At 62.7% G+C, this 11,834-nt stretch carries 10 protein-coding genes; 4 read left to right on the top strand and 6 right to left on the bottom strand.

The features are described 5' to 3' along the window. Positions 1 to 992: 992 nt before the first annotated feature. Complete coding sequence (locus SROT_RS13755; RefSeq protein ID WP_013139627.1) at positions 993 to 3,452, bottom strand: N-6 DNA methylase; 2,460 nt, start codon at positions 3,450 to 3,452, stop codon at positions 993 to 995. 978 nt (positions 3,453 to 4,430) lie between these two features. Here SROT_RS13755 and SROT_RS13750 point away from each other — a divergent pair. Next, a complete protein-coding gene (locus SROT_RS13750) occupies positions 4,431 to 4,814 on the top strand; it encodes a hypothetical protein (RefSeq protein WP_041408072.1) in 384 nt (127 codons plus the stop codon). 257 nt (positions 4,815 to 5,071) lie between these two features. Here the strand turns inward: SROT_RS13750 and SROT_RS13745 are convergent, their stop codons facing one another. Next, positions 5,072 to 5,596: a hypothetical protein gene (locus tag SROT_RS13745; protein ID WP_013139625.1), complete on the bottom strand. Its 525-nt coding sequence runs from the start codon at positions 5,594 to 5,596 to the stop codon at positions 5,072 to 5,074. A gap of 29 nt (positions 5,597 to 5,625) precedes the next feature. Here SROT_RS13745 and SROT_RS13740 point away from each other — a divergent pair, with 29 nt between their 5' ends. From SROT_RS13740 to SROT_RS13730, 3 genes are all read left to right on the top strand, one after another. After that, positions 5,626 to 6,462 carry a serine hydrolase domain-containing protein gene (locus SROT_RS13740; protein WP_013139624.1) on the top strand — a complete coding sequence of 279 codons (837 nt, stop codon included), beginning with the start codon at positions 5,626 to 5,628 and terminating at the stop codon, positions 6,460 to 6,462. Between the two features lie 114 nt (positions 6,463 to 6,576). Beyond that, positions 6,577 to 7,110 carry a DUF3145 domain-containing protein gene (locus tag SROT_RS13735; RefSeq protein WP_013139623.1) on the top strand — a complete coding sequence of 178 codons (534 nt, stop codon included), beginning with the start codon at positions 6,577 to 6,579 and terminating at the stop codon, positions 7,108 to 7,110. A gap of 130 nt (positions 7,111 to 7,240) precedes the next feature. Further along, positions 7,241 to 7,669, top strand: coding sequence for a nitroreductase family deazaflavin-dependent oxidoreductase (locus tag SROT_RS13730; RefSeq protein WP_013139622.1), 429 nt, complete (start codon positions 7,241 to 7,243; stop codon positions 7,667 to 7,669). A gap of 93 nt (positions 7,670 to 7,762) precedes the next feature. Here SROT_RS13730 and SROT_RS13725 read toward each other — a convergent pair whose 3' ends face one another. The 4 genes from SROT_RS13725 to SROT_RS13710 all read right to left on the bottom strand — a co-directional run bounded on the left by SROT_RS13725 (position 7,763) and on the right by SROT_RS13710 (position 11,819). Beyond that, on the bottom strand, positions 7,763 to 9,022 hold the full coding sequence (locus SROT_RS13725) for a KasA/KasB family beta-ketoacyl-ACP synthase (protein ID WP_013139621.1): 1,260 nt from the start codon (positions 9,020 to 9,022) through the stop codon (positions 7,763 to 7,765). Between the two features lie 7 nt (positions 9,023 to 9,029). After that, positions 9,030 to 9,416, bottom strand: a complete 387-nt coding sequence (acpM, locus tag SROT_RS13720; RefSeq protein WP_013139620.1) for a meromycolate extension acyl carrier protein AcpM — start codon at positions 9,414 to 9,416, stop codon at positions 9,030 to 9,032. 84 nt (positions 9,417 to 9,500) lie between these two features. Then, positions 9,501 to 10,412: an ACP S-malonyltransferase gene (locus tag SROT_RS13715; RefSeq protein ID WP_013139619.1), complete on the bottom strand. Its 912-nt coding sequence runs from the start codon at positions 10,410 to 10,412 to the stop codon at positions 9,501 to 9,503. 78 nt (positions 10,413 to 10,490) lie between these two features. Beyond that, on the bottom strand, positions 10,491 to 11,819 hold the full coding sequence (locus tag SROT_RS13710; protein ID WP_013139618.1) for a PucR family transcriptional regulator: 1,329 nt from the start codon (positions 11,817 to 11,819) through the stop codon (positions 10,491 to 10,493). Positions 11,820 to 11,834: the final 15 nt, after the last annotated feature.

The following is an 11,834-nucleotide window of genomic DNA, read 5'->3' as shown; positions in this document are numbered from 1 at the left end:
CACAGCTGCACGTCCAACTTCCTCCTGGGAGTTTCCCTCTACAAATAACAGATCATCATGTCTGATTGTAAGTGCAGTAGCGATGCGCTCAGTGACACGCATATTTTTTACATCAGAGAGGTCGAATCTGCCCCGTTGGACGTTAGCTGCCCGCAAGTAGGGGCGGGAAACGCCAGGCCCATGCGTTCCTCGGCGTGGGACTTGGCAACCTAGACGGATATCCGCGTAGTCCCCCAAGGATACTACGGGCCAGCGCAAAGCAGGACCGGAATCGACACGAGCATCATCCCATCGAGACATACTGGCGAATCGTGAGATAGACACTGCACGGCTAACTGCAACTGGTGACGAAGTTGCACCGAGCACCTCTTCGAACGCCATCCACGCGGCGGAGCGTATTCGTGTTGCACGCCTGCTCAGGGCATCAGCTCTATCGATCTTGATCTGATATGCGCGCAGCATTACCCGTTGCTCGTTCAGTGGTGGCAGCGGAATAGTCAGCGACATCAGGTCGATTTGCCTAAGCCTGTTCCGGCTAACTGCGGTAGTGCCGGTTGACTTGCCTGCCGCCATCGCGGCGAATGGTTCAGAGGCGCAAAGGACCTGGATGAACCCTGCATCGACGGTAAGCTCGTCAAGTTGGAACTGTGGGAACTCGTTAGATACATGCACCCCGCAGAATTCAGGTGTTACTACTGCGAATGCTGATTTCCATGCGAACAACCGATTGTAAACGAGCATTCCAGGTTGCAGCGGATAACAGCGCCCCTTGATCTCCGAGCCCAACCGTTCTTCACGCACAAAGAGCCCTCGCCCGTACCAGCGAACGCCTGCTAATTTGACATGTTCGCTGGGTGCTGGGCGATGGGGATCGGGGTGAACCTCGGTAGCAAAGTCTGCAAATGCGATCATGGGCCACGAACCTGTAACCGGAGTTAACTGCGGTGACCAAACGTTCAGTTTTCTCCACCTGGTAATTTGTGTGACAGGCATTAGAACCCCACATCGGGGAAGCCATTATTGCACCAGATCCGGAAACGGTGCCATTCTTTCAAAATGTCGGGAAGATCGTTAGCGACACGCTCTCCAGTTTCACCCGTAGCGGTGATCCCGACGTTGGTTGGAGTGGCCATAAAAACCGGGTAATCAAACGCCACGCGCACGAATTCCCACATGGCTGCAGTGTGGGCATCATCGATCCCTTTTAGGGAGGCTCGTAAATCGGTTACTGCTCTGGTTATTACAGAACTTAGGCTCCGTGCGCGATCAGTGTACTCTTTCTTGAGATCGATGACGATACGGCTGCGATTGGATGAATCAGTCCAACGAGGTACCCCAATCGTGGTGCGCCCTGCGCCGTAGTCGAGACCAGCCGCTGGGCTCCGGACATAAGGTGGGAGAGCGCGAGTTATCCCTAGTTCATCGAGCTGGGTAAGAATCTTGGTGAGGGCATCATCGCCGAATGCCGTAACGACCTGCTGTTCGTGCGACTGTACGGTTGCACTTCGCTGTGCATCGAATTGCGGTGTTGTAGACTTCTCGGCATCCATCCAGGCTGCTTGCCAGGCGGCAGCGTCGACATCAGTGAACTTATCGAGGAAGACGATAGAGGCCGAGACGCTGGCCTTGGAAAACTTAAAGGTCTCTGGCGGCAGTGCGACTACGCCACGCAAGAACGCTTTTCCTTCCACCCATCGACGCAGCCAGTCCAACGACATGGCGTTAAGGTTGCCGTTGGGCAGCACGATCGCCAGTCGGCCTCCTGGTTTCAGAAGATTCAGACAGCGCTCCACAAAGAGCGTCTCGGTCTGTCTGCTGTTCTTGCCTCGTCCAATTTCAAACTGATCGAGGATCGGTGTGCCCCGAGCGTTAACGACGGCATCGTGGCTGATCTTCCAGTCATCGCCATAACGCTTAAATTGCCTGCGGGCGTAGGCCGGATCATTGGGCACGTCGGACTCGGTGGTGGCACCGATCCGTTGTGCACTAGTGACCGATGCTCCGAACGGCGGGTTGGTCACTACTACATGGAATCGGCCGGGGAATATCCCATTGATGTTGACTAGCCCGTCGTGCCAATGGATGCCACCGTGGCCGTCGCCATGCATGATCATATTCATCTTCGCGGTGCGTGCCGCGCGCGGCTCCTTGTCGGTGCCGTAGATGCAATCCCAGGAAAGGAGGCCGACACGTGTGCGCGCTGGTGCGCCAGTCGAGTCGGTCGGGGAAAGCTCTTCATTTAGTTTGGCGAAAGCGGCGTCGATCTGCCGATCTCGCTGCTCCAATTGCTCCTCGGTGCTGGACTGGGCGTACTCGGCAGTAATAGTCGCATAAGCATCGTTCTTCTGCCGCTCTATATCGGAGGCAATCGATGAGCGTACATGGTCGAACGCTCGGATCAAGAACCCGCCCGATCCAGCTGCCGGGTCGCAGATTAGTTCACCCTCTTGAGGGTCGAGCGCTTCAATCATAAAGTCTACAACAGGACGAGGCGTGAAGAATTGTCCAAGTTCACCACGGAATGTGCGACCAAGGAACCGCTCGAAGGCAATCCCCTTGATATCGTCGCCGGTTTTAGATAAGTTAAACCGTTGGAGTCGTTGCACCAAGGCGCGGAATGTGGCATCAGATATGTCCAGCACGTCAGTGAAATCGAACAATTCATCGGTCTTGTAGGCATCCTTAGTAGCCTCAAATAAGAGTTCATGAACCGGTGCATCGCCAGTGAGTCGTGTCTTTTCTCGATCATCGAGAAAATTGGTTGTGAACGTTCCATGGGCGCCCGACCGTTCGATGTGGAGTTTTATGAACAGGACTTTCGAGATCGTGTCGAATGCCCGGTCCGGTGTCATGGCATGGTGATCACGTAGCAATGAATGACAATCGAACAGCAGCTTCTGAAACTCTTCGCGGTCGAAGGACCGCAGCGAATCCCTAAGGGCTGCGAGTTTCTTCTCGTCAGTGAAATCTGCACGGGTGGGCCAGTCATTGATCTGACGCGCCTTGCCGGGGAAGCCAGGTGTCAACTCGTACACCGCGTGCGCATTGGCTGTCGCGGCGATCAGAAAGGAACTACCCCCTGCCCGCGCATAGGATTCACCCTGCCGGAAATCGGTAAGGATCACAGGTCCCGCAGCAGCTTTGGTCTCAACCACTAGAATTGCACCCGCGCCGTCAGCTTTGGCATCCGCAGATGGCCACACCACGATGTCGGCGCGCGGGCTGCCCAGACCGTGTGACAGCGTTCGGCGTTCCTGATCCATCTGTGCCAGATCGAATCGGCCGTCTACGGCTAAACGGCGGACCCATTCCTGTCGGACCACCTCTTCCGGGCGGTGGGTGATATCGACCCAGGTCGAGCGAAGCGGTTGCCAGATCAGCGATCCTGATCGATGGCAGGCACTACCGTTCTCGGCGAAGTCAGTTTTCGGGGCCTTGGGCTTCGCGGGCAACGGACTCCTCTCGTCTCAGCAAGCGTCGGATAGTATATTGCGTCTGCCAGGTACCAATCTGGCGGCCCTGCGAGACACACAGTGCAAGAAACGCTGCGTCAAGCCATCGCAAGCGGCGGTGCCACTCTATCTTGGCACACGTTGGGGGCATGACCCAGTTGGTCCAATATAGCCGTGCTTCGCGCCCCGACTTGGTATGTTCTCGGTTCTCTGTACGAGTTGATCTGTTCCTGGCTGTCCGGGGGTCGTCTCGCGGAGCGACGGGTCGGATGTGTCGTGGCAAGGCGTGTTCCAGCGGGGTTTTGCGCCCATTGTCGCAGCTCAATCCCCGTCAGGCGTTCCAAAAACCCCATGATCACGTTCCCGTGCGTTCCGGGCCGTGCCCCCTGAACAGGGCCGGATCAATTTCCAGCCAGTCCCACAGCCCCTGGGACTGGCTGGAAATGCGAAGCCAGTCGCCCAGGGCAGGATTCTACAGGCTCAGGCGGGTGGTTTTCGCCGTTGATGGAGGCTTCTCGCCGCCGTTCGGTTTCACGCCTAAGGGGTGCGGCTGTTCCACCATGTCGTGACGCGCCAGTCTCGTCGTTCCAGGGTCACGGCCCGGGAGCGGTCATCGAGCGCGGTGACGGCGGCTCGTCGCGGTGGGCGGTGCGGGTTCACGAGCCCGCATGGGGCCGAGCCCTTTCGTTCATGACGCTCATGAAGAACCGTTCATGACGCTCATGAAGAACACTGTGACGTGGCGTAGCCGGTGCTGGGCCAAGCGAGTTATTGACGAGCACCAGCAGAACACATCGAATTCCTTGCGTTCCCGCAGCGTGCCCCTGGTCGGGCGTTCCGAAATCCTAGGATCGCGTCGTGCGCGGGTCTGTGTGCGCTGTGTGCGACAAGGCTGGAATTTTCTTGCTCCGTCGCGCGCCCGCGCGGGTCGCGAAGGGCTCCGCGGCGAGCAGTGCCGATGAGGACGACAATGCTCCTATGGACTTCGCAATGCGATACGACCGGTGGTGCAGACCGCTCTCGACTGTGTTCGGGATGGGTCCGAAGCGCGCCGTCATCCGCGTCGATGACAACATGCTCCGCGTCAAGCACGGCTGGGCGTTCCAGATCGACGTGCCGCTGGGGAACATCGCATCAGCGCGCCTGTACGGCAAGCGCCCTTTGGCTTGGGGAGTTCATGGGGCCGAAGACGGTTGGCTCGTCAACGGGTCGCGGGACGGTGTCGTGATCGTCCGGTTCGCCACCCCGGTCAAACCAGTGAAAGCCCCGCTGGGCGCATGGCCGGTTCGTTGTGTGCTCGTCAGCCTCGAAAAGCCGGACGCGTTCCTGGCGGCTCTGCGCGGGGGGAAGGAAAACGTCTGATTTTCACACGTTTTCTCGCTGTTCCATGAGGGCGCGGCGTTCCAAAAAATCTCTTGTTGCTCTCCACCGCGTGCGTCCTGAACAGGGCGTCGTTTGATCTCCGGCGAGTTCTGCGGGCGTTGAAGCTCGGCGGCGGCAGCCCCGTCGCGCTCCGGCGCGCGGCTCCGCGAACACCCCCCTGCGGACTGTTTCGATCATGCATGGTTAGGATGTGTCCTTAACCGGGCGTGTCTGCGCACATGTGGGGCGTGCGGTGGTCAACATTCAGGATGAAAAGTGAGGTGCTGGGTGATCGGACCTGATTCAGAGTCGACGCAGAAGTCGATCTCGAAGCTGACGTTGCAAGCGGTCGCGGCTGCGACTTTTGCGGGGATCGCTGTGCTCGGATGCTCCACGGACGACAAGAAGGTGCCCGAGACCCCCGCGTCTGAGGCTCCTGCCGCTCCGTCTTCGGAGGAGTCGGACGTTCTTCCCGTGCCCTCGGACGAGTCGGAGCTTCCTCCGCCTCCGGAGAACCCGGAGACGTCGCCTTTGAACGAGGCCCCGTCTCCCGTGCCTCCTGCTGAGACGCCGCCCGCGCCGGAGACCAGCGCCGCGCCGCCGGTGTACACGCCGCCGCCGGTCCCTGCGGTTCCGGTTCCGCCCCGGACCACGAGTGTGCCTCGCCCGCCGCAGCCTCCGGTGGCAACGGCCCCTGTCCGTCCGGACACGCCCGCGCCGAGCACATCGGCCGCTCCGACCACGCAGTCCGGACCGGCCTTCCCGCCGCCGATCGAGGACATCCCTCCGATCAATTGATCGGGCGCCGGACGTGACGACCGCCCTTTCGTTGCTCGACGCGTGGCCTGTCGACCACGTGGCCGCGACGGTGATCGCCCCTTCGGGGGTGGTCGCCGAGCACGGCGAGGTGGAGCGGGTTTTCCCGCTTGCCTCGGTGACCAAGATCCTCAGTGGCTACGCGGCGCTTCTTGCTGTGCAAGAGGGCGCGTTGGGGCTTGACGATCCGGCGGGTCCGCCGGGGTCGACGCTGCGTCATCTGCTCGCCCATGCTTCGGGTCTGCCGTTTGACAGCCGGGTGCCGTTCGCTCGGCCTGGCTCTCGAAGGATCTACTCGAACGCGGGTGTCGAGATGTTGGCGGAACAGGTTGCGCGGGAAACCGGCATAGGTTTCCACGAATACACCGCCGAAGCGGTTTTCGACCCCTTGGGCATGCGCGATGTGTCTTTCACCGGTTCGGCGGCGTGGGGGGCGGGGGCGCATTGCCGGGATCTCGCCCGGTTCGCCGGTGAGCTGCTCGCGCCGAGGCTTCTCGCGCCAGAATTGCTCGTGGAGGCGACGAACGTCCAGTTCACGGGATTGGACGGCGTGCTTGTCGGGTACGGCAATATGAAGCCCAACGATTGGGGGCTGGGTTTCGAGCTGCGTGGGGCGAAGAGCCCGCATTGGACGGGCGCCGGAAATTCTCCGAAGACGTTCGGGCATTTCGGGGCCTCCGGCACATTCCTGTGGGTGGACCCGAACGCGCAGCTTGCTTGTGTGGTGTTGACCGACCGGCCGTTCCAGGACGGGGGATGGGCGAAGCCTTTGTGGCCGGGCTTCTCTGATGCTGTCCTCGCGGAATTCGCCGGAACCAGCGTGCCTGCTTGAAGGATTGGCCCTAGCGCCTGCGCGTGTTTCGTGCAATACTGGAATTACGCGCACGCGATGTACCGCCGCAGAGTTCGTTGGGGAAGACGAAGCTCGTCGATGCAGGAGGTACGTGTGCGCAATCAACTTCATAATGCAGCGCTCAATACGTCCGCGCAGTCGGCGAGTGGTGTCGTGTACATCCACTACGCTCCTGCGGCGGTCTGTCCACACGTGGAATGGGCGCTCACCACTGCCCTTGGCTCGCCAGCAGACCTCGTCTGGCGAGACCAGGCGGCTGCTCCCGGAGCACAGCGCGCTGTTGTGGATTGGCGTGGTCCGGTGGGAACCGGCGCTCGGCTTGTCAACGCCTTGCGCCAATGGCCCATGCTTCGTTTCGAAGTGACGGAAGACCCCAGCCCCGGTGTCAACGGCGAACGGTTCAGCTATGTCCCCGGCATCGGCCTGTGGCATGGCGAGACCGGCGCGAACGGCGATGTCATCCTCGGGGAATCGTATCTGCGCGCGCTCATGGAGCATGGGCGGCGCGATGGCATGTGGTTCGCGGCGCAATTGGACGAGGCGTTGGGCGCGGCATGGGACCGGGCGCTGGAGCCCTACCGTGAAGGCGGCGCCGTTTCTGCTGGCCGGGAACGTTCGGCGGGCTAGGTCTCTTCTCGTTCGCGGGATCAGGCCGAACTGCTCTTCGAGCGCAACCTGGTTGGGCGCGGCACGGTCCGCCGGATTGCCCGCATGCTACTTGCAAGGAGCAAGAGCCGAACCGTCAGAAAGAAGTCCCATGACGACTGTGTTGCACCGCGTCCTGCAGGCGCATCAGTGGGTGTATGAGAAAAGCGGTGGCTTGGTCGGCCACAAACTCTTGGGAGTGCCCTGCCTGTTGTTGCGCACGACCGGCAGGAAGAGCGGCCTGTCCAGAACCAACGCGTTGACGTACGCCGAAGACGCAGGCGTGTATCTTGTCGTCGCTTCGAACGGAGGGGCGGACCGGCCCCCTGGGTGGTTGGCCAATTTGCGCGCGAAACCGGATTGTGAGATCCAGATCGGCCGCCGCACGCGCGCTGTGACTGCGAAGGCGACCCTTCCGGACGATCCGGACTACGCGCGGCGCTGGCGGATCGTGAACGCGGCCAACAAGAATCGGTACACCGAGTACCAGAAGAAAACCAGCCGCCCGATTCCGATTGTCGAGCTCAGGCCGACCTCCTAAGGAACGCGCATATGCGAATCCCCCCGGCAGCTGCCGGGGGGATTCGCATATGCAAGCCACGCCCTGTTCAGGGCGAGCCCTGGTCCGTGAGGATCAGGCCTTGCCCAACACGACGGCGGCGTTGTGGCCGCCGAACCCGAAGGAGTTGTTGATCGCGAATTGGAAGTCGCCCTTGCGGTTCTCGCCATGAATGACGTCCAGGTTGATCTCCGGATCCTTGTTGTCGAGGTTCAGCGTCGGCGGGGAAATCCCTTCCTCCAGAGCCTTGACGGTGAGGATCGTCTCGAGAGCGCCGGTCGCGCCAATGGAGTGGCCGAGAGCGGACTTCGGAGCGTACACCGCGGGGTGGTCGCCGATGGCCCGGTTGATCGCCATTGCCTCCGCCGGGTCGCCGACGTCGGTGCCGGTGGCATGCGCGTTGACATACGTGATGTCGGAGGCGGTGACACCGGCTCGCTCGATGGCGCGCCGCATGGCCCGCTCGGCTCCCTTGCCCTCAAGGTCGGGGGCGACCATGTGGAAGGCGTCCGAGGTGAGGCCAACGCCCATGAGACGGGCAAGGATCTTCGCGCCACGCGCTTTGGCGTGCTCTTCCCGCTCGATGATGAGCAACGCGCCGCCCTCGCCGAAGACGAAGCCCTTGCGGTCTTTGTCGAACGGGCGGGAGGCCGCTTTCGGATCATCGTTCTGGGTGGAGAGCGCGCGCATCATCGAGAAGCATGCGATCGGGATCGCGTCGATCGTGCTCTCCACACCACCGGCGATGACCATGTCGGCATCGCCCATGGCGATCATCTGCCATGCGTGCACCAGCGCTTCGGTGCCGGTGGCGCAGGCCGAGATCGGGGTGACCACGCCAGCGCGCGCGCCGAGCTCGAGCCCGATCACAGCCGCAGTGCCGTTCGCCATGATCATTTGCACGGACAGCGGGGACACTTTTTTGTACCCGCCGTCGCGCATCCGGTCGATGGTGTCGAGCATCGCGTCGCCGCCGCCGAGGCCGCTGCCGACGATGACGGCGAGCCGGTCGCCGTCCACCTCGGGCTTGCCGGCCTCTTCCCAGAGCTGGCGGGCGACGACCACGCCGAGCTGCTGGGTGTAGCTCATCCGGCGCTTTTCCACCCTGCTGAGAGTCTCAGTCGGGTCGAACTTCAGCTGAGAGCCGATTTGCGCCGGCAGGCCCTCCAAGGAGAGCCCGGTCAGCCGAGCGGTTTCCAGCTTCTCGACACCGCTCTTGCCCGCGAGCAGGTTGTTCCATGTCGTGTCGACATCGTGGCCGAGCCCCGACACAGCGTGCATGCCGGTGATGACGATACTGGGATAACCGCCGTTGAGGGTGGTTGCAGAACTCATCGCTGCCTCACTTAGCCTCGGCGGCTTCGGCCTTCTTCTTGGCCTCGATCTCAGCCGCGGCTTGGCGGATGGCTTCCTTGGCCTCGTCGGAGTCCTTGCCGCCGGACTGCAGCGACGCGCGGATCTTCTCGGCGACCTCGGAGTTGTCTTCTTCCAGCTTCTGGATGTAGGCGACGACGTCGCCAACGGTGCGCAGGGAGGTCAGGTCCTCGTCGGGGATGGTGACACCGTACTTGTCCTCGGTCTGCACCGCGATCTCCACCATGGAGAGGGAGTCGATGTCGAGGTCGTCGATAAAGGACTTCTCCGGGGTGATCTCCGAGGGCTCGATGCCGGTCACTTCTTCGATGATGTCGGCGATTCCGGCGATGATTTCGGCTTCACTGGTAGGCACTTGGCCGTCTCCTTCTTTCTTTTCGCGGCAGGTTTGTCGGGCGCTTTGCCCGTTGCCGCTTTGGTCAGGGATGACGCGAACGCGTCACCCGAGCTCGGCGACGAGCGCCAAATCTTCTACTTTTTTCACGGCGTGCGTTTGCACTTCCGCCAGCTCCCGCTTCGCGATCGCAGTGAGCGTACCGGCTGGTGGCAGCTCGGTGAGCGTGTCCACGCCGAGTTCGCGCATCTTCGCTTGGCAAAGGTCCCAGCGCACAGGGGACGTGACCTGGTTGACGATCCTCGTGAGCGCGTCGGCTCCCGATCGCACGACCTCGCCGTCTGCGTTGGACAGCAATGCCACGAGCGGGTCGCTCGGCGTGAGCTCGGCGACCGCCGCCGCGACCGCCTCCCGCGCAGTGGCCATGTGCTCCGTGTGGAACGCTCCGGCGACCGACAAGGGACGGACCCGGGCGCCGTGCGGCGGGTTCGCCTTCAGCTCCTCAAGTGCCGCAAGGGATCCCGCGGCGACGATCTGTCCCTTGGCATTGCGGTTCGCCGGGACTAAGTCTAGCTCATCAAGCCGAGCGAGCACGTCCTCCTCGTCGCCGCCGAGCAACGCGGACATGCCGCTCGGGGCGATCGCGCAGGCCTTCGCCATTTCGCGGCCCCGGACGGCGGCGAGTTGCACGGCCTCGTCCGCGGTGATGACGCCGGCGACGGCCGCCGCGGTGAGCTCGCCGATGGAGTGGCCCGCCACGAGGGTGTCGGCTTCTATCCCGAAGCCGTCCTGGCGGAGTTTCTCCCAAGCGAGCAGGCCCACTGCGACAATGAGCGGCTGGGCCACCGCGGTGTCGGTGACCTCCTCGGCGGAGGCGGAGGTCCCCAGGTGCTCCAGGTCGAGCCCGGTTTGCTCAGACCAGGTCGCGACACGTTCTGCGGCGCCGGGGATGGCGAGCCACGGCGTGAGCATCCCGGCGGACTGGGATCCTTGCCCGGGGGCAACTAATGAGCGCATGAATTTAAGAGAACACTAAAGTCGGCTTGGTTTGCGGTGTGCGACATGACGAAATCCTGCCGAGTAATTTGTAGATTTCTACAAATCGCTTGTGCTGTTCGACGACGAATCAGCGGAAGCTCTCTGCTCGCTGGACCCGAGGGAGTCGCTGTGCTCCACGGCCCATGTCGATGTGAAACCGACGTCCCTCGGCCCCGGGCTCGCGCTGATCCTGCCGATGATGCTGGCCACGCGCAACACGAACCCGTCCCGAGGATCGGTGGGGTCGAGCCCGGTGACCGCCGCGATCCGCCGGAGCCGGTAGCGGACGGTGTTCGGGTGCACAAAGAGCTCCCGCGCGCAGGCGTCCACGCCGCCGCCGGTGTCCAAATAGGATTCGAGCGTGGTCAAGAGGCTCGCCCCTGCGGCGAGCAACGGCGACACCACTTGTTCGGTCAGCGCGCGCGCCGCCGAAATGTCTCCGTTGAGCACACGCTCCGGCAGCAGCTCGTCGGCGTGGGCCGGCCGAGGCGCTCCGCGCCATCCGGCCACCGCTTCGAGCGCGGAGAGGGCATCCGTGGCGGAGATCCTGGCCTCGGCGAGCGACGGCGCGGTCGGCCCGATCACCACCGGCGAGTCTTCGAAGACTTTGAGCAATTCGGCGAGGAACGCTTGATTGGACGGCAGCGCGCCAGAGACGACCGTGATGAGCTTGCGCCCGTGCACCGCCGAGAGCGCGGCCCCCGAGTGGCGTTGGGCGATGTTGTGGATGAGCACGGGGATGCTCGTCGGAGAGTCGGTCCGGGCCTCCCCGACGATCACGGTCGCGGGCGCGTTCGCGTCCCAGTTCAAGGTCGCCGCCCTGGATTGCAGCTCGCCGCTCGCGTCGCCTCGGATCACGGCGTCGACCAGGACGGCTTCGAGCCGGTTGTCCCAGGAGCCTCGGGCTTCCGCGGCCTCTGCGTACGCGGCGGCGGCGGCGAAGCCGATCTCCCTGCCGTAGCGCAGCACGGACTCGGTGAGGTTGACGAGCTGTGCCTCGTCCTTGGCGAGCGCTGGCAGATACAGCTCGAAATGCTCCAGCGAAACCCGGATCATATCCACGGTCTGGGACAGGGTGATGTGTCTGGCGAGGTCTTGGGGCACGACCTCGAAGGGCTGCAGGGCCAAACCCACCTGTGTGGAGGGGTTTTGCAGCCACTCCACAAAGTTCACCACGGCGGTCTGCACCACGAGCTGCACATTGGCCCGCTGGTTCGTGTCCAGCTCGGCGAAGTACGGCAGTTGCACATCCATAGACCGGACCGCGTCGGTGGCCAAATGCCCGGAGAAGTGCTTAATCCTGCGAAGCAAATTCTCCGGAAGCGGCTCGCGGTTGCGTTTTTTCGACCGCCTCGGCCGAGGGCCCCCCCGCGCGGCCGGGCTCATGCGCCGCTTCCGACG

Origin of the sequence: Segniliparus rotundus DSM 44985, from assembly GCF_000092825.1 — a bacterium.
GTDB classification, from domain to species: Bacteria; Actinomycetota; Actinomycetes; order Mycobacteriales; family Mycobacteriaceae; genus Segniliparus; species Segniliparus rotundus.
This window is presented reverse-complemented; position numbering and strand designations above follow the sequence as displayed.

Bases quoted from the DNA above. Each gene is read 5' to 3' on its own strand.
- SROT_RS13750 (WP_041408072.1), top strand. From the start codon at position 4,431: ATGGACTTCGCAATGCGATACGACCGGTGGTGCAGACCGCTCTCGACT.
- SROT_RS13745 (WP_013139625.1), bottom strand. From the start codon at position 5,596: ATGTCCTCGATCGGCGGCGGGAAGGCCGGTCCGGACTGCGTGGTCGGA.
- SROT_RS13730 (WP_013139622.1), top strand. From the start codon at position 7,241: ATGACGACTGTGTTGCACCGCGTCCTGCAGGCGCATCAGTGGGTGTAT.
- SROT_RS13725 (WP_013139621.1), bottom strand. From the start codon at position 9,022: ATGAGTTCTGCAACCACCCTCAACGGCGGTTATCCCAGTATCGTCATC.
- SROT_RS13715 (WP_013139619.1), bottom strand. From the start codon at position 10,412: ATGCGCTCATTAGTTGCCCCCGGGCAAGGATCCCAGTCCGCCGGGATG.
- SROT_RS13710 (WP_013139618.1), bottom strand. From the start codon at position 11,819: ATGAGCCCGGCCGCGCGGGGGGGCCCTCGGCCGAGGCGGTCGAAAAAA.